Origin of the sequence: Roseburia sp. AM16-25, from assembly GCF_003473825.1 — a bacterium.
GTDB classification, from domain to species: domain Bacteria; phylum Bacillota; class Clostridia; order Lachnospirales; family Lachnospiraceae; genus Pararoseburia; species Pararoseburia lenta.
Window position 1 is genome coordinate 21,651 of the sequence record NZ_QUCW01000003.1, and the last position, 24,734, is coordinate 46,384.

Below are 24,734 nucleotides of genomic sequence, written 5' to 3' on the forward strand. Positions count from 1 at the left end.
GGACAATTATAGCACAGAAGAAGAATTTGGGGCGGTAAATTCTGTGTTTTCAGTGTATAATAATATGAACAAGACAGAGGAGAAACTTACCAATGAAATATTACATGGCACCCATGGAAGGGCTGACGGGCTATGTCTACCGCAATGCCTATCATAAGTTCTTTTCGCCTATGGATCGCTATTTTGCACCATTTATCGCCAATAAAAAGATGAGTAGCCGGGAACGGAACGATATTTTGCCTGACCACAATCAGGGACTGTGTCTGATCCCGCAGATCCTGACCAACCGGAGTGCGGATTTTCTGGCAGTCGCAAAGGAACTGAAAAACTACGGCTATGATATCATCAATCTCAATGTGGGCTGTCCGTCTGGAACGGTCGTTGCAAAAGGGCGGGGCGCGGGTCTTTTGGAAGACCCGGAGACCTTGGATCGCTTCTTGTATGAAATTTTTGCCGCTTATGATGGCAGGATATCGGTTAAGACGCGGATCGGTATGGAAGATGAGGACGAGTGGCAGGAAATTCTGGCGGTCTATGAGAAATATCCCTTGGAAGAACTCATCATCCATCCCAGAGTGCGCAGGGATTTTTATAAGGGAAAGCCGCGGCTCGATGCCTTTTCTTATGCGGTGAAAGAAAGCGGGCACAGGCTTTGCTATAATGGGGACATCTGCTCGGCAGAGGATTTACAAAATGTAACAGAGGATTTCCCAAAACTGGATTGCGTCATGTTTGGGCGGGGGCTTTTGAGCAATCCTTTTTTGACGGAAATGTGTCAGGCGGTGGGAAATGCAGAGAAACAGGCTGGTAATGCGGTGCGCGATCATATGCAGGAGAACAAAGAGCGCCTCTATGCCTTTCATCAGGAGATCTTACAAAACTATATGCAGATCATGTCGGGAGACCGCAATACCCTCTTTCGGATGAAGGAATTATGGTTCTATCTGGGGGCATCCTTTACGAACTCAGACAAATATTTAAAAAAGATCAAAAAGGCAGAGCGGATCGCCCTTTATCAATCGGTCGTAGATGCTCTGTTTCGTGAGCAGGAATTGCTTATAGAATGATTTCAATAAAAGAAAAATGGTGTACAATATAAAAAACAGGATGTGCCGGTCAAGGGCGCATCATAGGGAGGTCAAAATGGTAAAACATGTGATTTTGTGGACACTGAAGGAAGAGTTTTCAGAGAAAGAAAAGCAGCAGATCAAGGCAGGGATCAAGGAAGGCTTGGAAGGTCTGGCGGGGCAGATCCCGGGCTTGCTTGAGATTCATGTGCAGACAGAGAGTCTGCCAAGTTCTAATGTGGATATCATGTTGGATACGACATTTGAAAGCGCGGAGGCATTGCAGGGGTATAGTGTGCATCCGGCGCATGTAGCAGTTGCAGACGGCAAGGTGCGTCCATACACGGCGACGCGTTCTTGCATGGACTTTGAGGTGTAAAAGACACCGGAAAGGGGAAGGCATGAAAGAAAAGAAACAGGGGGCAAAATTTTGGTTTTTAGTCTGGGGGCTGGGAATTGCAGGACAGATCTGTTGGAACATGGAAAATCAATGGTTCAACACCTTTGTCTATGCAAAGATCGCAAAAGACCCGACGATCATTTCGTGGATGGTCGCCATATCGGCGATCGCAACGACCATATCGACATTTTTGTTTGGATGTGTGTCGGATCGTAAGGGAAAGCGAAAGATCTTTATCGCTCTGGGCTATATTTTGTGGGGGATTTTTACCATTGTGTTTGGACTGACCCAGTACATGACGGATGGCAGTGGAAATAGCACGGGAAGCGTCCTTATCGTGGCAGGAACGGCTGTCGTGATCGCGGATGCAATCATGAGTTTCTTTGGATCCATGGGAAATGATGTCGGATTCAATACCTGGATCAACGATCACATGAATGATGATAACAGAGGGCAATTAGGCGGAGCGCTTGCAACGCAGCCGGTCATAGGAACGATTGCGGGAACAGTGCTCGGGGGTATGCTTGTCGGTGCAGATGACAATTATATGCGGCTCTTTCTTGTCATGGGGATCCTTGTGATCCTGTTTGGCATTTATTGTCTCTTTGCCATGAAAGATGCACCGGGACTCAAAGAGAGTAAACGTGGCAGTTTCGGACAGCAGTTCTTTTCCATCTTTAATGTAAAAGAGTATGTAAAGTTAAAAGAACTGGTCTGGGTAAACTGGTCACTGGCGGTCTATTTTATCGCTTTTAACATGTATTTTACCCATTTGGGAAATTATATGATCTATTATCTGGGCTTTACAGCGGATATGATGGGCTATATGGAAGGCATTGGACTTGTGCTTGCCATGTTGGCAGTTATCCCGTCAACGAAGATCATCAATCAGGGAAAAATTCCGGGCTTGTGTCAGGTAGCAGTCTTTTTAAATTGCATTGGCGTTGGTATGTTGGGGCTTTTTGTACGACCGGAAAATGTAAATACGCAGACGCTTTGGAACCCGGTTCTTCTCTTAGGTATCTTTGTTTTGGGACTTGGTTATATGCTCTTTTTACAGGCGATTACCGTCTGGGGCAAACAGTTGTATCCGGAGGATGCCAGAGGACAATTTGAGGGCATTCGTATCGTATTCTTTGTCCTAATCCCGATGATCGTTGCACCGATGATCTCCAATCCGATTATCATGCGCAGCGGAAAGTTCGTAGATTCCTATGGATTTACGGAGTATCTGCCGACCCATACCCTGCTCATCGTAGGAGCTGTGCTGGTGCTTCTGACCTTGATACCTCTGGCATTTGCCAAGAAATATTACATAAAACGTATAAAATAAGATATGATATCCCGCCTATGATTATGGGGATGTCAAAAGAAACGTTCAAAGCGTAGCAGTCTAAAGGCTGCTGCGCTTTTTTGTGGCGTCAAGGTACATTTTTACATAATTTTTCCATAGCTCTTGACATATAACTGCATATACTGTATATATAACATATAAACAGTTATATAACAGTTAAAAAACAGGTAGGTGATGTCTATGAAATTAATACAAAATTCAGGGATACCGATTTATCAACAGATTGCAGATGCATTTCGCCAGGATATTCTTGCTGGTAAGGTGAAACAGGGGGAATATTTGCCATCCATTCGCGGCTTGGCAAAAGAACTCAAGATTAGCGTTATTACGACAATGAAGGCATACGAGCAGCTGGAAGAAGAAGGGCTTGTGACCGCCATTCAGGGCAAAGGTTTCTGCGTCAATGCACAGGACAGCCAGATGCTACAAGAACAACATCTGCGTCGTGTGGAGGATAGTCTGACAGAGGCCATCAAGGCTGCACGGATGGCGGGAATTTCAAAAACAGAGGTAATGAAGACATTTGATTTGCTATGGAACATGCAGGAATAGGAGCAGAATATGGAACAGGTAAAAACAGCAGTTGCAGTTAACAATCTTAGTAAAAAATTTAAGGGATTTACACTTGATATCCCATGTTTAAAGATTCCACAGGGGTTTGCGACAGCTCTGATTGGAGAAAATGGTGCAGGAAAGACAACGCTTCTTAACGCATTGGCGGGCGTACGACTTGATTATAAGGGTAACATAGATTTTTTTGGAAAGTGGGATGATAAAGACCGTGAAGAGGCAGATTGTCCGGTGAAAGAAATGATAGGATATGTTGGACCGAATAATTATTACCTTCCACAATGGACGGTGAAGCAAGTCGAGGAAATTACAGATTTGTTATATGACAAATTTGACCGGACGAAGTTTGAGCGATATCTGCAGCAGTTACAGATTGTGACGACAGATCACAAAGGAGGCGGGAAAAAGGTCAACGATTTATCGGATGGAAATCGTATGAAACTTATGCTTTCCGGCGTTTTTGCCAGAGAGACACAGATGCTTCTTTTGGATGAACCGGCATCTCCACTGGATCCATTGATGCGTGATGTTTTATGCGATATGATCCGTGGCTATTTGGAGGAAGGTGCTGGAGAAAAGACGGTTCTTTTTTCCACACACAATATTGCAGATATGGAAAACGTAACGGACTATGCTATTATCGTGGAGCATGGACAGGTGGTAGAAAAAGGCTTTGTGGAAGACTTAAAAGAAAAATATGTCTATGTCAAGGGCGAACTGAAAGATATCTCTACGGCAGAGAAATTTATGTACAGCATGACAAAAAACAATTACGGCTACGAAGGTATTTGTCTGGCAGAGGATATGGATAAACTGGCCGGACTGGATATTGCGGTAGAGACACCGACACTATCCCAGATTAGTGTTGCTGTGATGAAGAAAAGCAGCAGAGTACAGTTAGCATAGAGGGGGCATGTACATGAAAGCATTAAAAATGTATTGGAATAATCTGACATTGCTTTACAAAATCATTGGTCTTTTTGCAGTTCCTTTGCTTATTGTGGTAAGCACGATTTTTTCGCAGGCATTATTCAATGAAATGGCTGATCCTGAGTTTAGTCTTGTGGGATATAGTTTACTCACGGTCTACATTTTATTAGAAGTCTTAATTGATGGATGGAATTTTGGCGGTATTTATGGGAAAAATTTTCAGGGTATAGCATTGGTAAAGGCATCGAACACAGGTATGAAATTATATGGTCAGATGATTGTTACAGACAGTCTGCGACGTATCGTATACTTTGGACTATTAGCAGGCATTTGTATGAAATCGGTTGCCTCAGGTGTCATTATGGGAGCTGTTGTAACCTTGGCGGTTATGGTGAGTCGTTTTTTCCCGGGCTATATGAGCAGTTTGTTGTTATCCTACATTGCGCCAATTGTTTCTGTATGTCTGGTGTTTATGTTATATGAAGTCAATCCGGTCGTACACTGGATGGCTGCGCTGGGAATAGCCGTATTTGCAACAATACTGACTGTAAAATTTGCAGTACGTAGTATGGAAAGGAGCTATTATGATCGAGAACGTTAAACTTATATTTGCTTTACAAAAATTTGGATTTCAAAGAAGACTGCAGTTGGGAAGTATGGTGATTTTTTATCTGATTGGAGTTGTGATAGAACTAGCTACCCGCGGTACTTTTTGGTTGGGTATGTTTTTTATGATGATGGCACCAATGTATATGGTGCAGGTGATATATAGTATGTGTATGTCAACGCTTGTTACAGCAAGTCCATATGGAAAACGAATTCAGACTTCTATTGCATCTTGTGGTGATTTGATTTTTTCTCTTGTATCAACGACAATCATAGTCATTATGAAGGCAGTTGAGGTTGCGTTATACCCGCAGCAGAAAGATGTGTTGATTAGCGTATTTGTGATTCTTTCCGTTATGATGCTGGTGCTACATATTTATACAGCATTTGTATACAAATTTTATGTGTTATCTATCGTTCTGTTGTTTGTGATCATCTGGCCGATTTCATTTTATATGGGATATAGTGTGTCGGGCCCTAGCTCTTTCTCATTGCCGACCATTCCGGTATCTTTTGCCGGTGCTGTTTTGATTGCGTATGCAAGTACACTGATAGGTGTTGGTTTGCAGTGTGTTTTGGCAAAACTTATATACCGGGCGCCACTTTCAAAGTATGCGCAAGGTGCGGCAATGCGAAAATATCTGAAAAATTAATCGTGTAAAAAGAAAAATCCCCGGGATGCATGATAGTCAGAAGTCTGATTATCGAGTCGTCCCGGGGATTTTTAGATAATTATACTGTCGTAAATTTGTAAACGGTAGAAGTCTTGACCGTCTCTCCTGCCTTTTCTAGCGGCTGCGGGAAAGATGGGATGTTGATGGCATTTGGAAAATACTGTGTCTCAAAGGCTACGCCATAGCGTTTGCCATAAGTACAGCCGCCCTTGCCGACTAGTCCCTCATTGATATAATTGCCGCCATATAACTGCATGCCCGGCAGATCTGTGTAGACTTCCATCTTGCGACCGGATGCCGGATCATAGAAGGAAGCAGCAATTCCCATTTGACCCAATGGTTTGTCGAGTACGAAGTTGTGATCGTATCCGCCTGCCCATGCAAGTTGCTCGTAAGCATCATCCATCTCCGGTGCCATAGGCTTAGGTGTTGTAAAGTCCATTGGTGTGCCTGCAACATCGAGAAGTACGCCGTCTGGGATAGAAGCGTCGTCTGTCTGGGTAAAACGGCTGGCGTTGATCCAGATCTTCTGCTCCATAGCGGAAAGTCCGGCATCGTGTCCGGCAAGGTTAAAGTAAGAGTGGTTGGTAGGATTGAAGATTGTGTCTGCATCAGAAAGTCCGGTGTAGTCCAGACGCAGTTCCCTATCTTCTGTCAGTGTATAAGTCACGGTATAGGTTGCGTTTCCCGGAAATCCCATATCCATATCCTTCTTCTTATAAGAAAAAGTGATGCTGTTTTCGGATACGGCATCGACATCCCAGATACGGCGACAAAGAGGATGGAAGCCGCTATGTAAATTGTTGACACCGTCATTTTTATCCAGTTCGTAGGTCTTGCCATTCAAGGTAAATTTGGCATCACCGATGCGGTTGCCGCATGGAACGACGCTGCATCCAAAGAAAGCATCGTTGGTAAAATAGTCTTCTAAATGTTCATAGCCAAGTACAATGTCCTTGCAATCCCTATTTTTATCAGGAACAAAGAGTGTCAAAAGATTGGCACCGTAATTCATCACGCTTGCCCGCATGCCATTGGTTCCGGTCAGTTCGTAAACTACAACATCTTCTCCATCGGGTGTCTGTCCCCATACATGTTTTTCCAAAGTAAATACCTCCTGTCAAATCGGTTTTTGGCAGTATTCTGCCAAGTTAGATTTATTATAGCAAAAGATACCTGCATTACCATGTAAAGTAGTTGATTTTTTTGTATCAGTTTTTTGCCAAGAAAGATCAGATGCAAAAAGATATATAAAAATTTGTAAAAAAAGCAAAATTTTGATATCGAAAAAAGAAAGGCTGCCTTATGATACAAAATAAGAATAGATAATTTCGCGCTGGAATGTGCATATAAGAAGGAGGAAAAGGAATATGAAGTATTTTTGTAATCCGTTAAATGTGGATTACCGTTACCAGTTCAACCAGCAGGTTATGCCGGGATTGGGTGAGGGTGCGATCGAAGTATCGCGTGAAGCGGCAGATCCATCTATGATTTATTTTAAAGGAAAGTATTATATCTTTGCATCTATGACACTGGGTGTCTGGGTATCTGAAGATATGGCAAATTGGGAAGCAAAGCGTTTGCCGGACAATCTGCCATTTTATGACTATGCACCGGATGTACGCGTCTTAGGTGACTATGTTTATTTCTCTGCTTCCAAAAGAGGAGAGCCTTGTAATTTTTATCGTACCAAGAATATTGAGGAAGGACCTTATGAGGAGATCAAGGGAAGTTTTGATTTCTGGGATCCAAACCTTTTTGTAGATGATGACGGAAAAGTATATTTCTACTGGGGATGTGCCAATATGACGCCAATCTGGGGCGTTGAGATGGATCCTGAGACCATGCAGCCAAAGACGGAGCGAATCGAACTTGTGCATGGTAATTGGAGTGAAAATGGTTATGAAGTCTGTGGAGAAGACCATTGCGACCTGCCTTTGGAAGACGATGCTTTGGAAGCAAAATATCGTGGATTCATGCAGATGCAAGGAATGGATCCGGATAATCTGCCACCGCAGATGCAGGGTATGGCTATCATGTTAAAGGGTTATGTCAGCGGTCGCCCATACATCGAGGGTGCCTGGATGGATAAGCATGATGGCAAATATTATCTCCAGTATGCCTGCCCTGGTGCACAGTATAATGTGTATGCGGATGGTGTTTATGTATCGGATTCTCCGCTGGGACCTTTCAAATTGGCACAGAATAATCCGTATTCTTACAAGCCAGGCGGATTTATCCCGGGAGCAGGACATGGTTCGACTATGCGCGATCAGAAGGATAACCTTTGGCATACTTCTACCATGCGTATCAGCATCAATCATAATTTTGAACGTCGTGTCGGTGTATGGCCGGCGGGCTTTGATGCAGACGGCGAATTATTCTGTAATCAGAGATATGGTGACTGGCCACAGGCTGTCAGCGGTGATAAGCAGGACCCATGGAAGAATCCGGAGTGGATGCTCTTAAGTTATGGAAAGAACGCGACCGCATCTTCTGCAGAAGAAGGAAAAGGTGCGGATAAGGTTACAGAGGAAAATGTCCGTACATGGTGGCGTGCTGCAAGCGAAAAGCCGGGTGAATGGGTACAAGTAGACCTGGGCGAGACTATGGATGTACATGCGATCCAGGTCAACTTTGCAGACGACAAGATCGAAATCCCAACACCGGGAGAACTTCGTGGAAATCAGACCGGAAAGCGTTATATTGAGGAGCGCGATCTGATCACACGCTGGACATTGGAAGGATCCGTGGATGGCAAAGATTACTTTATGATTGAGGATAAGTCAGAAGTTACAACAAACCTGCCACACGATCTTGTGGTAAGAGAAGATGGCATGCAGGTACGTTTCCTGAAACTGACTGTTTTGGAAGTGCCTTATGATCAGAAAGCCTGCGTCAGCGGACTTCGTGTCTTTGGTAGGGGGAATGGACAGGCGCCAAAGACTCCTACATTTGCAGCAAAACGTGAGGCTGACCGCAGATACATGAAAGTTACGATCGAGAGTCCTAGTGATGATGTCGTAGGTTACAACATCCTCTGGGGACATAAGGCAGACAAGTTATATCATAGTTATATGGTATTTGGCGTGACCGAGAAAGAGATTAAGGCACTTGTTACCACACAGAATTACTTTGTCCGCGTGGATGCTTTCAATGAAAATGGCATTACGGAAGGTCAGGTTATTGCATTATCATAATACCTGCAAAAACTTTATAAATAAGAAAACTCCTGCTGTCTCTGAATTACGTGAGATAGCAGGAGTTTTGTTACATATATAAGTATTTAATTTTTTTCAGTTAAAAAGATCAGCTTGATATCACAAATCCATAAAATCAGTGACATTGCATTAACAAGGGTGGAGACAGATTTTGATACACTTTTTATAGAATTTACAGAGGAATACATGATAAAACAGTTGCCTTTTTGGAACAAGTGATATACAACTATATTGGAGTATGAGCGAATTTGATTTGCTAGGAGGAGTTAAAAGTGAAAGTTATCATTGCTGGTGCCGGAAAAGTTGGCTGTATGCTGACCAAAAAACTGCTGGCAGAAGGTTATGAGGTCACGCTGATTGATAATAATCAACAGGTGATGGAAGTATGTTCTGACCGTTTTGATGTTATGAGTGTACAGGGAAACTGTGCTTCTATGGAGGTCTTAGAGCAGGCAAATATACGAAAGGCGGATCTTTTGATCGCTGTTGCGGGAAAGGATGAGTTCAACCTCTTATGTTGCATGACTGCACATGGCATGAATCCTGATATTCATACGATCGCCCGTATTCGTAACCCAGAGTATGGAGATCAGATCTATAAAATGAGAGATACTTTTGCGCTTTCTATGACGGTAAATCCGGAGAGACAGGCTGCACTTGAGATTGACCGTCTCTTGAATTATCCGGGTTTCCTGCGAAGAGACACCTTTGCGCGTGGCAGAGCAGAGATCGTAGAATTGAAGATAAAAGAAAATTCCAAACTTTGCAACATTGCACTGAATGACCTGAACTCGATCGTAAAGAGTAAGGTCTTGGTGTGTGCTGTGCGAAGAAACGGCGTGGTCAGTGCACCGGATGGTAATTTCGTCTTAAAAGAGGGCGACCGTATCTATGTAACGGCGGCAGCCAAGGAACTGACAAGCCTTTTGAAAAATCTTGGCATCATCACCCATAAGGCAAAACGTGTGATCCTGTGTGGCGGCGGAAAAGTCAGTTTTTATCTGGCACAGATGTTGTCGCGCGCCGATATTGATGTACATTTGATCGAGAAGGACAGAGACCGTTGCGTGGAACTGGCAAAATATCTGCCGGACGTATCCGTGATCTGGGGCGATGCCAGCAATCAGACATTCTTGGAGAGCGAAGGCTTAGAGCAGTGTGACGCTCTGGTTACCATGACAAGTTATGATGAGATGAACATGATCATTTCGCTTTATGCACAAAATTGTAACGTGGAACAGGTGATTACCAAGGTGGATCATACCGAGAATTCCATGATCCAGGATATCTTGAACCTGGGAAGCGTTGTCTGTCCGAAGGAGTTGTGCTGTAACCAGATCGTGCGTTATGTGCGTGCTATGGAAAATACCACAGGTGCGGCGTTATCCGTACATTCTTTTGCAGAGGGACAGATGGAAGCCTTGGAATTTCGCGTGGATGAAAAGACGAGAAACTGTGGCAAGCCGTTAAAGGAATTGCAGTTGCGCAAAAATGTGCTGATCGCGTGTATCACGCGTGGAAAGATGCCGGTCATCCCGGATGGAGAATCGACCTTTGACGTTGGCGATACCTTAGTGGTTGTAACGAACGGCGATGTGGTTCTTCACACATTAAATGATATGTTTGCATAATATAAATTAGAGTAACGAGGTTTGGTATGAACTATAAGATGGTGGGACGTTTCATGTCCCTCGTGATCATTACGGAAGCGGTCTTTATGGTGCCGGCATGGATCATTAGTCTGATCCACGGCGAGGCGACTTCCATTACGGCATTTGCAACAACGATCATAGGATCGATCCTTGTAGGACTGCTTATGTTTATGCTCTGTCGTAGGGCAGAGATGCGTTTTTATGCCAGAGAAGGATTGGTCAGTGCGGGTCTGGGCTGGGCGATCATGAGTCTGGTCGGCTGTATGCCGTTTTTTATTTCCGGTGAGATCCCGGCATTTATTGATGCATATTTTGAGACGGTTTCCGGCTTTACCACAACGGGAGCATCCATTCTTACCAATGTGGAGGCAATGTCCTATGGCATGCTCTACTGGCGTAGTTTCACCCATTGGCTGGGCGGTATGGGGGTTATGGTCTTTCTTCTGGCGGTCATTCCTGCCAGTGGCAAGGGCAACGGCTTTACCATGCATTTGCTTCGAGCAGAAAGTCCGGGACCAAATGTCGGCAAACTGGTGCCACGTATGCGCCAGACAGCGACGATCTTATATACCCTGTATGTGGCCTTGACGATCTTATGTTTTGTGTTTCTGCTTTTTGGCGGTATGTCACCCTTTGAGGCGATCTGTACTGCATACGGAACCGCCGGCACGGGTGGATTCGGTATAAAAAATGACAGTATGGCAGGTTACAGCGTCTACATCCAGAATGTCTGTACGGTATTTATGATCCTCTTTGGGGTCAATTTTACCTGTTACTATATGCTCCTTTTAGGCAAGGTGAAGGATGTCTTAAAGGACGAAGAACTGAAACTGTATCTTGGGCTTATTTTTGCCAGCGTGGTCCTGATCTCCATCAATACCAGATCTATGTTCCACAGTCTGGGAGAGACTGTTCAGCAGGTATTTTTCCAGGTGGCGACCATCATCACGACGACCGGTTTTGCAACCACGGACTTTGACCTCTGGCCGACCTTTTCCAAGGCGATCCTGATTATCCTCATGTTCTGTGGAGCGAGTGCGGGCAGTACCGGCGGTGGTTTTAAGTGCGGTCGTATCCTGCTTTTGTTCAAGAACCTGCACCGCAATCTGCAAAAGACCCTAAATCCGCAAAAGGTCTTAGTTGTAAGAAATAATGGTCAGGTCGTCAGCGAGAAGGTGCTGGATAATCTGAACACTTATCTGATCGCCTATGTGATGATCACCATCGTCAGTTTCCTTGTGATTTGTCTGGATGGTAAGAGTTTGACAACAACCATGACATCGGTCATTGCCTGCTTTAACAATATCGGACCGGGCTTGGATGGCGTCGGACCGACTTGCAATTACCATGATTTCAGCATTCTGTCAAAGATCATCCTGATCTTTGATATGTTGGCGGGCAGACTGGAAATTTTCCCGATCATGATCCTGCTTTCCAAAAATACCTGGAAGAAGTTGGGATAATGGTTGAAATCTGAGAGGAAAATGCCGATAAATTCAGTATAAAACGCACAGGATTGACATATATTTCAAGGGCAGAATTCTTGAAATATGGGCATATAGAGGGTATAATGTTTTACTATAAAAGATGTTAGTGTAGTTTTTTATGATAAGAGGATGAGGTGCATGAAGGGCAAGAAAATAATTTCATTATTATTAGCAGGAAGTATGGCTGTTGCATCGGCAGTCTGTCTGTTGCCGGATCAGGCAAGGGATGTACTGGCATCGGACAGTGTCGTATGCGATGGCAATAGCGCGGATTGGGGCAGTATCGCCAGCCGTGGTTCCGCAGATGGCTCTGTCAGCGATTGGAAGACCTGTGTATCGGGCAGTTATCTGTATTTATATGCAGCGCAGAATCCGACCGGGGCATATGGCGAGGCGATCGGCAATACCAAGGTGAGCCTTACATACAATGACAGTCAACTTTACAATGCCAATTACAGCACCATTCAATTTGTACAAGACTGGTCAGACGGCAGTGGATCTTATGTTGTCAAGGATGGCTGGAACAACAATATATCCGGGGCGCAGTTGGTCTTTGAGGGCGGCAATACAGATTACAATGTAGATTCTGCCTTCGCTGAAGTTGCTATTCCAAGATCCTGGTTCCCATCTGAGGACTTTACTTTAACCTATGCCGGTGTTTCCGTTTCCGGCAGTGATATTGCAACGATCGATGGTGCGTCTGTACTGGAAAAGCCGAAGGATGAGACGGGCTACGGCAATGGTAATTCTTCCGAAGCATCCACAGAGGAGACCGTGGAAGCCATTGATGAGAATGAAGAAGATACTACAGAGGACGCAAATGCTGATCTGGCAGTGACTACAGCAAACGGCATTACGATCGATGGAAATTTCTCGGATTGGAATAATGTGCAAAAAACGCAGAACCCGGCAAGCGCCTTGAAGGAAGGTGCGGCTGTATGGATCGGCGATTACGTTTACCTCTATTTGCGTGAGCAGGACTGGTGGGATGGCTGTGCAACACAGGTAGGCCCATGGAATAATGGTACTTACTGCATTGAACTGAGTGATGGTACCAAGACCAATATCATGATCAGCAATGCAGTTGCCTATGTCAGATCCGGCAAAGAGTTGCGTGAGTTGGACTTCCGCTATAGCAATCATGAGTATGAGATTGCCGTGCCGGTATCCAGCCTGCAAGGTTTTAATGACAAGATCACATCCCTCAATTTCGGTATTATGACGGATACGACACCGATCTATATCACACAGGGCTGTGTCAACCAGTCACCAAGCATTGATACAGATGATACGACGACAGGAACGCTCAAAAAGATTTCCTATGACTATGATTTTTCTGATTGGGAAGGCTATCAGAAGACATCCATCGGTTACAATACCAAGGCAGATGCTTCCGGGGCTTTGTATTCGGACGGTGATATTCTCTTTGGCTATGTAGATTATTATGGTGCTTACTACCGCGATGCATTTAATTTCATTACTTTGAGTGTAAACGGTCAAAACAGCAGAAATACCATGTATTTCACCCTGCGTGGCGTAGATGCCAATGGCAATGTGCAGCAGTGGAAGGATGCAACCAATCTTGGACCCGGAGATTATGAATTTTATCTTTTTGATACAGCATATATAGGATCTGCTAGCAACATCAATAATCCATGGACTTATACATATGGCAGAGCCTATATCCATGTCGATAAGACCGGCAGGGCACAGATGGAATACTACATTGATATTCCAACTTTGGTAGAGGTTGTGAATAAGGCACCGGAGCAATGGGGTGCTTATGACTGGAATCTCAAGCAGTCCGACATGAAGACATTCCATGTGAACTATGTTCGTATCGGACCGCAGTGGATATCCTGTGGCGGTACATCTACAGGACCGATCTTAGGTATTCTCCTGTGTCTGGCAGTTGTTGTGATCGCACAGGTATATCGTAAAAAACGCACCGGAAGGTTAGCATGAAAAATATCATTGGATTCGTTTTAATCGGAGTTTGGATTTATATTTACTATCTGATGCATAAAGCGCAACTCAAAGCCTGGAAGTATTTCTGGGGAGCCTGCGGACTTTTTATCATCATGATGGTATGGGTAAGACCTATTATGACCCAGCCACTGGCAGAAGTAGTTGCTGCAGTGGCTGGTGTTTTTGGTGATATCACAGGTATGTATACGGCATTCTTCAAGTATGGCGTATTATTTGTCAATGCCGCCGACGGAGCCATCACGCTCCAGATCGACTTTGAATGTTCCGGTATTCTGGAGATCATGGCATATCTGGCATTGCTTGTCTTTTTTGAGGCATACAACATTTTTGAACGTATCATTGTAAGTGTAGTTGGCATTTTTTACATTATCCTTGCCAATGCACTGCGTATTGCCGTCATCTGTACCATTATCTATTTCAATGGTATCGGTGCCTATCATATAGCACATACCATTGTGGGCAGATTGGTGTTCTATGCACTGACTGTAATATTGTATTTCTTTGTATTTACCAAGGCACAGATTATCCGGCAAAAAGTGGGAGGATTTGCGTATGGTCACGATAAATAGCGTGTTAAATTCCTTTCTTTTCTGGGCTGCGTGGATCATCATTCCATTTATCATGGAAATGGTCCCGGCGATTGGTAACATCTTTATATTATTTCGCAAACACAAACGTATCAAACAAAAAACAAAGGAGTCAGAGGAGCAGAACTTGGGATTTTATCCTGAGATCACTCTGATGATCCCTGTGTATAATTCTGCGGGCACACTGGAAGCCTGCATCCGATCGATCTATGAGAGCGATTATCCAAATGACCGCATCAATGTCTATCTGATCAATAATCAGGGCAAGGATAACAGTTTTCAGGTATTTTGCCGGTGTCAGTCCAAGTATCCGGAACTGATCATGCAGTGGCTCAATGCAGAACAAGGTAAGTCCAAGGCGCTGAACATGGCGCTTTTTAACAGCAAGGGCAAATACATCATAAATATTGACAGTGACGGTATTTTGGAAAGGTCGGCATTGAAAAATCTGATCGCCAAGTTTGAGGCAGACCCGGAGATCCAGGTCATGACCGGGGCTATTTTGATCGAGCCGCGCTTGATCGAGGAGTATCCTTGGGTATTTCCAAAGTTATTGCGCAAGACAGAGTTCATGGAATATGCGCAGGCATTTTTGGCAGGGCGAAACTATGCATCCGAGACAAATTCGGTCTATACCTTATCGGGGGCTTTTTCTGCCTTTCGTAAGTCGGCCGTGTTAAACTCGCATATGTATAATACGGATACCATTTGTGAAGATACGGAACTGACTTTCCAGATGCGCTACAATAAAAAAGAAAAGGTGCAGATCTGTGAGAATGCCATCTTTTTTGTTGACCCGATCGATGATATGAACAAGTTATATACGCAGAGACAGCGCTGGCAGCGCGGAAGTCTGGAAGTTTCTTCCATGTTCTTAAAGGACAAATTGAAGGTCAACCGCATGTTTTCTGACCCGACCGTGCGCACCCTGGTCTACGATCATACTTTTGCTTTCCCGCGCATGATCTGGTATCTGGCATTGATCTGCCTGCTGTTTATGAATTACTCCATGCAGATGGTTTTGTTTTCGGTAGCGATCCTGTTTTTGGGCTACTTTGTCGTGGGATTTTTCTATTTCTTTTCGACAGTGGTATTCCTAAAGCCATTTAAGGAATTGCAGAAGTATTATAGGAAGCAGTGGTATGTGGTGTTCCTTTTGCCATTCTTTAACCTTTTGGTATTTTTCATCCGCTTTGCAGGGATCATCAACAGTATCAATACCAGCAGTGCATGGAAAACACGTAATTTTACCGAAGAAAAGCAGGCATTTAAAGATGAGTTTTTAGGCAATACATCCGGTATTCGGGGAGCCATCCAGAAGTTCCGTGCATTTGTCAATGTGCCGGGGATGGAAGACGAATGACCGTAAGATATGATGATAAACGGAGGCAGGATTTTGAAAAAGAAAGAACTGCGACAGACAGCAGAATGGCAGAATAAAAAGACAGATATCAGGAAACTGGAAAGAAAATTCCGGAATATACTGATCCTTACCCTGGTCGTGGTGGCAGCCATGTCGGCGATGGGACATTATCTGATGAAGCGCTATACGACTACAATTATGAATGTTTATGCGACCCAGCAGGATAACTATGTGCAGTTGGTGCTGGATCAGATCAATTTACAGGAAAATGGAACCGAGGAAAGCATCATTTCTGATATTATAGAGACTCTGGATAGTGGAAATACACATTACTGGACCCTGTCAAAAGAGGAGAATATCCTTTTTGTCAAAAATGTTACAGAGACAGACAGATATCAGGGGACTTCACTGGATAAGTTTTATGACACAAGTTCGGCAGATGAATTTGTAAAATCCCTGCGCTTGAACCATGTGACCCATGAACTGATCAAGATGGACGGATCCCGTTATGTGGCATCCGGTGTGATCTTTTCCTACAATGACACACAATATACCCTGTGTCTTTTGACGGATGAGACCGTTATCTTAGATAACAACGAATTTTTGTCAACACGTATCAGTATGTATATTTATGTCATCATCATTATGGTACTCATGCTTTTGGTAGCCATGGGAGCAGAAATGACGGTAAAGAAGCGGGAACTTGATAACAATCTTTTGCATAGCCGTCTGGAGATCCAGAACCAGCACATCGAGCGCTTGGAGCGCGAAGCAAAGGAGAGGGATGCCTACGATACGAGATTAAATCTTTATCAGGAGGCAGTGCTTCCTGCATTTGCCCGCAAATTGGATGAGAAAAATGTGGATCAGGCAGTGCTTGCGGTGCTGCGTTTTGCAACAGAGGCGGACACCAAACAGTTTTTGGCAGATTCTATGACCAAATTAGATGATGAGATCCTGCGATTTAAGAAAGATGACACAGGGATCATTCTCCTCATGTGTCACTATACTTATGAAATGGCGTGGCGCGTGATCCATAATGTGGGAGCGGTCGATCAGATCCGCCACATGGAAGATATTAAGGAAAGCAAAAAGACCATTACAGAGGCATGCGCGGAAGCGGAAGAAAAGGAGTGGTAATTCATGGCATTACAGTTGAACCGTACCTATCGTTTTAAATTTTATCTCAATGCGAATCATTATATCATCATCAACGGTGTGGAGGGCGAGACACATCCCCACACTTGGGAATTTACCATTGACATCATGATCAAAAATGATGAATTCGTGGAATTTAATACTTACGAGAAATCTATCAGCGAGTATTTTGCCAAGTATCAAAACGGGATCATGAACAATTTTGAACCTTTTGACACTGTGATTCCGACCCTGGAAAACATGTCCGAAAAGTTTATCTTAGATATCCGCGATATTGTAGAGGCTGGCGATGCCAAACTGATCAAGATGGAGAGCAGCGAAACGCCGACCAGAAGTTACATCATCAGTTTCGAGGAAGACGAGGATTTCAAGGAAACGATCAGAAACAGACGCAAGGAAAGCATGGATGCGGAAATTGATGCAGTCGTTGACCGGATCGCGCAGAAAAAGGAAGACTGACCATGAAAAAAAGAGGTAAGACGATATGCACGATCGCTGTTATGCTGGTGCTTTATGTCCTGATCGCAGTTGGTCTTGTATATATGCTTTATCGCGGTGGAAACTATCCCGCAGGAACAAATACATTACAATATATCTATCGTGCAAAGATGCTTCTCAAAGGCATAGGTGAGGGAAACGGGTTTCCTCTCTATGATCCTTATTGGTTTAATGGGGAGCAGTTACTCCGTTATGTGGAGCCTCTGCCGATCTATCTTATAGCAGCGTGTCAGGCTCTTGTGGGCGGCGATGCCAATACAGGATATCTCCTTTTTGTGGGATTGCTCTATTTTGCAGGCGCGGTCGGCTGGATCTTTATCGGAAAGAAGATCGGACGCCTGAAGACCGGATTTCTGGTCGGCACGCTTTGGTTCTTTATGCCCAATAATATGCATACCCTCTTTTTATTGGGAAATTTGGCAGAAGCATGTGCCATGATCTTTTTGCCGGTATTGATCGGCTTTACCTATGAGTGGTTTTTTACGGAGGTCAAAAAGAGCAGAACTTTAGCTGGTATGATCGTCAGCCAGTTTTTGATCGTGGCATGCAGTGTGCGCTACAGTATTTTTGTGGCGATCACGGTCCTGCTGTTTGGCATTTTGGTACATTTTATGTATAAAAAGAAGCCGGGTATCCTACCTGCAGTTGCAGCCATGGTGCTTGGCATCCTGCTTCTGGGCGTATGGCTTTATCCATCCTTGCAGGGGGACGGATCGGATACCTACAATGTCACAGTCATGAAAAATTACTTCCAGAGCGCCTTGCAGTCTTTAAATCCGGTCTATCGTTTGCAGGGAAATGACCAGCATTATTATTTTGGGCTGGCTGCCTTTTTACTGACAGTCTTTGGCGTGCTTGCAGGTTCCAAAAAGTCACGTGTTGGCTATGTGGCAGGCATTATCCTCTTTCTGGGAACGACCAGCAGTGCCTATATTGTTTTATCCAATATGCCGGGCAAACGATATTTCTGGATGACAGAGTATATCTCCATAGCCCTGTGTATGATCCTGCTTAGTTTTGTTTATTGGAAATCTTTGAAAAAGATCTTTTATCTTGCCTGTGTGGCGGTGCTTGTCATAGATGCCTATCCATCGATCAAGGTAAATCAGGGGCAGGCATACTATGATGCGACAGGCCAGTTGGATGTTTTTGAAAAGACGACTTTGCTGGATCAGGCACGACAGATCACAAAGCAGCGCATGTATTTTCTGGATGGTGATATTTATGGCGCAAGTGCAGCCTATGTGGCAACGGTAGCGGATGACGGACAGGGCATAGTGGCACAGAGCGGAGGCAATGGCTGGCAGTATGCGGCAACATCCGAGAATATCATGGATGTGAACGAAGCGGTTGGAGCCAGACACTACACCTATTTATTTGACCGGCTCCTTTTACTTGGAAATGATACGGTGTTGATCTATACGGATGCGACCAAGTATCTCGCAAAAGATATGGAGGATGTGATCGCGGCGGCGAAAAGTTGTGGCTATGATCTGGTTGCCAGCAAGGGCAAATATTATCTTTTCCATCAGGACACACCGGAAACCTTTGGTGTTGTCAGCCGGTATGATGCTATCAGTATCGGCACGTCGGGGAAACTTTTGACCTATTCCTATGCGGATATGATCCAAGGGAAATCAAATAATTTAAACGATTATTCTTTTGCTGATTTAAAGGGCTATAAACTGGTCTATCTGTCCGGTTTTACCTATGACGATCAGACCAGCGCGGAAAATCTGGTCATGAAACTGGCAAAGGCAGGGGTTAAAGTCGTGGTCGATGCCAGCAGTATTCCAACCGATACCTACACGGGTATCCAGGAATTTTTAGGTGTGGATTGCCAGAGTGTCAAGTTTGAAAATGGTTATCCTATCCTTTATTACAACGATCAGGAAGTTCTGTGCGAACTCTTCCCGAAAGACGAGACAGAGTGGAAGACCGTCTGTATGAACGGTCTGACCAACGTCAAGGGTTATTTGTATGAAAACGGCGTACAGATGGCGTTTGCCGGAACAGCCAAGAATGAAAATATTACTTTTATCGGTATCAGTCTGGCATATCATTATTACCGGACACTGGATGAGGATGGCAGCAAAAAGATCATAGACGATCTGATCGGTTCTTATGTGACCAAGGAGCCGGATCATAAGATCGTGCCGCTGACCGTAGATGTGCAGAATAAGGAAGTGACGATCACATCCCAATATGACAATGTCAACACGACACTTGCCGACACGGATAATATGCTTGCATCTGACGATTATGACATCAATGGGCATCAGGTTTATGTCAACAAAGGTACGACGACGATCATCCTGTATTATCCATATTTTACGCAGGGTATGCTCTTGTCTGCGGGAGCACTTGTGTCAGCGATACTGTTATTGATCGGTGTAAGAAAGCACGGAAAAAAGCAATTAGAACGAGTTTAGAGGCTTATGAAACAAAAAAACAAAGAACAGAACCAAAATAAAAAATATATTGCCATTGAAATTTTGGTCGGCATACTGGTTTCTCTCGGGATCTTTTTGTTCTTGTATCTGAGAGGATATCAGCCGGCAGGAGAAGATGTCTATGGACACTTGTATAAGGTGGAATTCTTAGGAGAAAACATCAAAAAAGGTGTGCTTTTTCCCCTCTATACAGAGGACTGGTACAATGGATTTCAGATGTTCCGCTATTGGCCGATCTTTGCTTATTATGTGATGGCGATCGGCTATCTGCTGACAGGTAGTCTGCTCTTATCTTACTATCTGCTCTTTGTGACCATTTTTGCGGTTGGTTATATCGGATTTTGTCTGATCGCCAATCGTGAGCAACGGTTTTTCTTTATCGTGATCGGCATTTGTTATTTCTTTTTGCCGGATAACGTGCGTCTGATGTTTGGTGAGGGAAATCTTGCCCGTGCCTTTATGTCGGGTATGCTGCCGCTTTTCTTTTATTTTTATACGAATCTGATCGAAAAGAAAAAATCTTTGATTCCGACAGTGATCATGGTATTTTTGTTTGTTGCGACTCATATCATGTTGACTGCTATGTGTGCCATTATTTTTTCACTGTATAGTATTTTTGCCGGAGCAAAAAAAGGAACATGGTATTTAGGACCTTTAGCTTTTGTACTGGGAATCCTGACTTCCGGGATTGTTCTCCTGCCAGCGCTTTTGGGTGACGTTGTGACGGGATCCTCTTCTTCGACGGCAAACCGTATGTCGGATTGGAGCCAGAACCTGCTCTTGTCTTTAAGTGTGACAACCAGACAGCAGGGCGAGACATCCTGTACCTTTGGGCTGGCGATGTTTGCGATCGCCATTGTCATTATCATCTTTGGTAAGCGAAAGGCGGGCGCGATCATCGGTCTGATCTTCTTTGTCTTATCGGCAGATGCATTTTTGCCATTGGTGAGTCATATGCCTTTGCCGCAGGCATGGTGGATGCTACGTTATGTGCAGATGTGCTATGTTTTGATCTGCTATGAGTGGGGCTTTCTGGAATTTAAGAAGAAGGGGCTGATCTGGCTGACACTGGTTGCGGTGCTTTTAGATACGGTGCCGTCCTATTTCTATTTTACCCAGATCGAGGAGCCGGTATCCGGGGAAAACCTCTTGGACGAGGCGGCAGACCTGACTTCAAACCGTATGGGCCTTGTGGATGAAAGTACGCTGAAATCCTATGTTTCCTATTTTGTACTGGAAAAGAATGTGGATTATGTGCAGGGCTGGGATATTCAGGGTGCGACGACCAATGTGCGGATCGTGCATATGACGGAGGCAGCGCGCTATGGATATTATGATTATACTTTCCAGGAATTGCTGGAATTGGGCTGTGACAGTGCGCTTTTGAAAAAATCTATCCTGCCAAAGGGATTTTCGACAGAGGACATTGTAGCGGCGGCAAAGAGATATGGCTATACCTTTGTGGACGAAAATGCAGATGTGATCCTCTTTGATCTGGAGGGGGTAGACGGACAGTTCGGTGTGAATATATCGGCTGACAATCTGGCGATCGGATCGTCTGCCTTGTATGTTTCCTACATGTATCCGTCCTTTGTGGCTGGTGCAAGTGAGGATCTGGATGACTATTCTCTGGATGATCTCAAACAGTACAAAAAGATCTATCTGTCCGGATTTACCTATAGTGATCAACAAAAGTTCGAGGAATTGTTGACATCTTTGGCAGATGCCGGGACAGAGGTGTATATCGATGCCAGAAGTATTCCGAAGAATCGTTATGGTATAGGAAATCTCTTTGGTATTGAGGTTCAGGATATCACTTTGACAAAGGTTTCCGAGTGGCGGTATGGGGATGATACTTATACATTTGATCTGCCATATAAGTGGGTTTCCCAATATCTGACGAGCAGCAATGATGACGTGGCGATGGAAAATTTTGTGACAGATGGCTTGGAACTGGGATATTTTGCGACCTACGACAAGAATATTCATGTCGTGGGCATGAGCCTGCCTTATATGCTGGCAGAGGACCCACAGGCAGACCTGCGGACCCTGGTGGAAAAGATGTTTGCCATGAAAGAGGCAGATACCAATGTTTCTTATGAGATCGTTCCGCTGACGATCACTTATGATGCAAATGGCATGACGATCAAGACGGACCAGGATGTATGCACCAATGTAGCATACCAGGACAATTTTGTGTCTGACCGGAAATTCGGTGTAAAGAATGAACTGATCACGGTTAAGGCTGGAACAACACGGATCCATTACGTTTACGCATATTTTAAAGAGGGCATGATCGTCACACTTATTGGCGTTTTTGCAACGATCTTCCTATGGATCCTGCTCTTTAAGAAGAAATGGGATCCTCTTGTGCCACTGCGCAAACTGACAGATAAACTATTGGAGATGAACTGAGTATGGATGAGTTGACGGCTCACTATAATAAATTTAATGAGGATAAGCGCCTGATGCGCAGGCACGGGCAGGTGGAGTATATTACTTCCATGAAATATATCCATAAGTATCTGGAGATTCTGCAAGGGGAAAACGCAAAGGATACAACATTACAGATTCTGGATATCGGTGCCGGAACCGGACGCTATGCGGTGGAACTGGCAAAAGAGGGCTATGATGTGACGGCGCTAGAGTATGTCAGATACAATCTGGGGCGCTTGAAGCAAAATGCTGATCGGGCAGAAAAGGAGTGCTGTGCGGTGGGCAAGAAATTTTTCCTGCAAGCCTATCAGGGAGACGCTAGAAAGTTAAAGCGTTTTGCGGATGCAAGTTTTGATCTGACGCTTTTGTTTGGACCCATGTACCATTTGTATTCCTTCGAGGATAAGTTGCAGGCGCTGACAGAGGCAAAACGTGTGACAAGACCGGGGGGTTATATTCTGGTCGCCTATCTGATGAACGAATACGGCGTACTCACCTATGGTTTTAAAGAGGGGCATGCGTTGGAGTGTATGGCAGATGGGAGATTGGACGAGGATTATCACTGCCATTCTAAGGAAGAAGATCTATACGATTATGTGCGTCTGGAGGATATGGAGGCATTGCGTCATGCAGCAGGACTGGAACATGTGCAGACAATCTCTGCGGATGGACCTGCAGACTATATGCGCAGGGAATTAAATGCTATGTCGGAAGAGATGTTTGCGAAATTTATCGAGTATCACTTGTCAACATGTGAACGTCCGGAGCTGCTTGGCGCCGGGGCGCACACAGTGGATATATTAAGATGTAAAAAGAGTCATCTGGGTTAAACCGGATGGCTTTTTTCATCTTTATACAATCTTTATATCAGAAAAAAACAATTTATGGCACCTTATTTTTTATGACGTAAAATATTTGTAGAAAAAGAAAGAACGGAGGAAGTATAGGTGTCAGATCTTGTAAGAATAAAAGAAGAGTTAACATCTTTCCGAATTATAACATTAGGATTTGTGGGGGTAATTTTATTAGGTGCAATGTTATTGATGTTGCCTATTTCGTCGCAAAGAGGTGAGATTACTACCTTTGGAAACGCTTTATTTACAGCCACATCTGCGGTTTGTGTTACAGGATTAGTGGTATATGATACGGCTACATATTGGTCATATTTTGGACAAACAGTGATTTTAATACTGATACAAGTTGGCGGATTAGGAGTTATCTCTGTAGCCTCTTTTTTTTCTATGATTGCAGGAAGAAAAATTAGTTTAATGCAACGTCAGACCATGCAAAATGCACTCTCAGCACCACAGGTTGGTGGTATTGTCAAGCTGACGCGATTTATTTTTTTGACTTCATTTACAATTGAGGGGATCGGCGCATTATTGTTATTTCCAGTATTCGTGCCACGATATGGGCTAAAAGGAATATGGCTATCCGTCTTTCATTCTATATCTGCGTTCTGCAATGCAGGATTTGACCTTATGGGAGATAAGACAGGGAAGTTTAGTTCGTTAACCTCATTTTCAGGAAATGTATATCTAAATATGGTGGTATGTATTTTGATTATTCTGGGAGGAATGGGATTTCTTACATGGAGGGATATTGCAACGAAGAAAACACGCCTTAAGGAATATAAAATGCAGACGAAAGTGATTCTGGTAACGACAATAATATTGATTTTCGTACCCGCGATTTTATTCTTTTTTGTAGAATTTTATGACAATCCTTTGGAAAAACGTATTTGTATGTCTATCTTTCAGGCTGTAACGCCAAGAACGGCGGGATTTAATACAGCAGATTTATCAAAAATGTCTGATGCAGGAAAAACTATGACAATGATTCTAATGTTAATAGGTGGATCTCCGGGTTCTACAGCAGGAGGAATGAAAACAACAACGGTTGCTGTTTTATTTGCAAATGCCGTTGCAGTATTTCGGAGAAGGCAGAATGCAAATTTTTATGGACGAAGAATAGACGATTCCATTGTAAAAAGTGCAACAACTATTATGTTTATGTATCAGTTTTTTGCAGTGTCAGCTGCTGTTATCATCAGTATGGTTGAAAGATTGCCGATATTGGATTGCATGTTTGAAAGCTTTTCAGCTATTGGTACCGTGGGGCTTACTCTTGGAATCACGACAAGCCTTTCAGAAGTCTCGCGTATCATATTGATTTTGCTGATGTTTTTTGGACGTGTGGGAGGCTTGACAATTATATATGCAGCTTTTTCACATAAGGATACAAGTACATTAAAGTATCCAATAGAAAATATTACAGTAGGATAAGGAG

Annotated in this window: 20 protein-coding genes; 19 read left to right on the forward strand and 1 reads right to left on the reverse strand. The window is 43.9% G+C overall.

The window, feature by feature from the left end:
* Positions 1-92: 92 nt before the first annotated feature.
* The 7 genes from DW183_RS07580 to DW183_RS07610 all read left to right on the forward strand — a co-directional run bounded on the left by DW183_RS07580 (position 93) and on the right by DW183_RS07610 (position 5,580).
* A complete protein-coding gene (locus tag DW183_RS07580) occupies positions 93-1,067 on the forward strand; it encodes a tRNA dihydrouridine synthase (RefSeq protein WP_118281397.1) in 975 nt (324 codons plus the stop codon).
* Positions 1,068-1,143: 76 nt separating this feature from the next.
* Positions 1,144-1,446, forward strand: a complete 303-nt coding sequence (locus DW183_RS07585) for a Dabb family protein (protein WP_118281398.1) — start codon at positions 1,144-1,146, stop codon at positions 1,444-1,446.
* Between the two features lie 22 nt (positions 1,447-1,468).
* Positions 1,469-2,800, forward strand: a complete 1,332-nt coding sequence (locus tag DW183_RS07590) for an MFS transporter (protein WP_118281399.1) — start codon at positions 1,469-1,471, stop codon at positions 2,798-2,800.
* Between the two features lie 201 nt (positions 2,801-3,001).
* Positions 3,002-3,373: a GntR family transcriptional regulator gene (locus DW183_RS07595; RefSeq protein WP_118281400.1), complete on the forward strand. Its 372-nt coding sequence runs from the start codon at positions 3,002-3,004 to the stop codon at positions 3,371-3,373.
* A gap of 9 nt (positions 3,374-3,382) precedes the next feature.
* A complete protein-coding gene (locus tag DW183_RS07600) occupies positions 3,383-4,297 on the forward strand; it encodes an ATP-binding cassette domain-containing protein (protein WP_118281401.1) in 915 nt (304 codons plus the stop codon).
* Between the two features lie 13 nt (positions 4,298-4,310).
* Positions 4,311-4,922 carry a hypothetical protein gene (locus DW183_RS07605; protein ID WP_118281402.1) on the forward strand — a complete coding sequence of 204 codons (612 nt, stop codon included), beginning with the start codon at positions 4,311-4,313 and terminating at the stop codon, positions 4,920-4,922.
* Positions 4,906-5,580: a hypothetical protein gene (locus DW183_RS07610; RefSeq protein ID WP_118281403.1), complete on the forward strand. Its 675-nt coding sequence runs from the start codon at positions 4,906-4,908 to the stop codon at positions 5,578-5,580. The genes DW183_RS07605 and DW183_RS07610 overlap by 17 nt, the downstream gene beginning before the upstream one ends.
* 79 nt (positions 5,581-5,659) lie before the next feature.
* Here DW183_RS07610 and DW183_RS07615 read toward each other — a convergent pair whose 3' ends face one another.
* Entirely contained in the window at positions 5,660-6,706 is a 1,047-nt protein-coding gene (locus DW183_RS07615; protein WP_118281404.1) for an aldose epimerase family protein, read from the reverse strand.
* Positions 6,707-6,971: 265 nt separating this feature from the next.
* Here DW183_RS07615 and DW183_RS07620 point away from each other — a divergent pair, with 265 nt between their 5' ends.
* From DW183_RS07620 to DW183_RS07675, 12 genes are all read left to right on the forward strand, one after another.
* Positions 6,972-8,801 carry a family 43 glycosylhydrolase gene (locus DW183_RS07620; RefSeq protein ID WP_118281405.1) on the forward strand — a complete coding sequence of 610 codons (1,830 nt, stop codon included), beginning with the start codon at positions 6,972-6,974 and terminating at the stop codon, positions 8,799-8,801.
* 293 nt (positions 8,802-9,094) lie between these two features.
* A complete protein-coding gene (trkA, locus tag DW183_RS07625; RefSeq protein WP_118281406.1) occupies positions 9,095-10,453 on the forward strand; it encodes a Trk system potassium transporter TrkA in 1,359 nt (452 codons plus the stop codon).
* A 26-nt stretch (positions 10,454-10,479) separates the two neighbouring features.
* On the forward strand, positions 10,480-11,937 hold the full coding sequence (locus tag DW183_RS07630) for a TrkH family potassium uptake protein (protein WP_118281407.1): 1,458 nt from the start codon (positions 10,480-10,482) through the stop codon (positions 11,935-11,937).
* A 162-nt stretch (positions 11,938-12,099) separates the two neighbouring features.
* The gene (locus DW183_RS07635; protein WP_118281408.1) at positions 12,100-13,926 is read left to right on the forward strand and encodes a Firmicu-CTERM sorting domain-containing protein; all 1,827 of its coding nucleotides are present in this window, start codon (positions 12,100-12,102) and stop codon (positions 13,924-13,926) included.
* Positions 13,923-14,519 (forward strand): exosortase family protein XrtG, encoded by a 597-nt coding sequence (gene xrtG, locus DW183_RS07640; RefSeq protein ID WP_118281409.1) that lies wholly within the window; start codon positions 13,923-13,925, stop codon positions 14,517-14,519. Before DW183_RS07635 ends, xrtG begins: the two co-directional genes overlap by 4 nt.
* Entirely contained in the window at positions 14,503-15,900 is a 1,398-nt protein-coding gene (locus DW183_RS07645) for a TIGR03111 family XrtG-associated glycosyltransferase (RefSeq protein ID WP_118281410.1), read from the forward strand. The genes xrtG and DW183_RS07645 overlap by 17 nt, the downstream gene beginning before the upstream one ends.
* Positions 15,901-15,933: 33 nt before the next feature.
* A complete protein-coding gene (locus DW183_RS07650) occupies positions 15,934-17,040 on the forward strand; it encodes a hypothetical protein (RefSeq protein ID WP_118281411.1) in 1,107 nt (368 codons plus the stop codon).
* 3 nt (positions 17,041-17,043) lie between these two features.
* On the forward strand, positions 17,044-17,517 hold the full coding sequence (locus DW183_RS07655) for a 6-carboxytetrahydropterin synthase (protein WP_118281412.1): 474 nt from the start codon (positions 17,044-17,046) through the stop codon (positions 17,515-17,517).
* Between the two features lie 2 nt (positions 17,518-17,519).
* Positions 17,520-19,988 carry a 6-pyruvoyl-tetrahydropterin synthase-related protein gene (locus tag DW183_RS07660; protein WP_118281413.1) on the forward strand — a complete coding sequence of 823 codons (2,469 nt, stop codon included), beginning with the start codon at positions 17,520-17,522 and terminating at the stop codon, positions 19,986-19,988.
* A 6-nt stretch (positions 19,989-19,994) separates the two neighbouring features.
* Positions 19,995-22,424, forward strand: a complete 2,430-nt coding sequence (locus tag DW183_RS07665; protein WP_118281414.1) for a 6-pyruvoyl-tetrahydropterin synthase-related protein — start codon at positions 19,995-19,997, stop codon at positions 22,422-22,424.
* Positions 22,425-22,426: 2 nt separating this feature from the next.
* Positions 22,427-23,275, forward strand: a complete 849-nt coding sequence (locus DW183_RS07670; RefSeq protein ID WP_118281415.1) for a class I SAM-dependent methyltransferase — start codon at positions 22,427-22,429, stop codon at positions 23,273-23,275.
* Positions 23,276-23,392: 117 nt separating this feature from the next.
* Positions 23,393-24,730, forward strand: coding sequence for a TrkH family potassium uptake protein (locus DW183_RS07675; protein WP_118281416.1), 1,338 nt, complete (start codon positions 23,393-23,395; stop codon positions 24,728-24,730).
* The last annotated feature ends 4 nt before the right edge of the window (positions 24,731-24,734 follow it).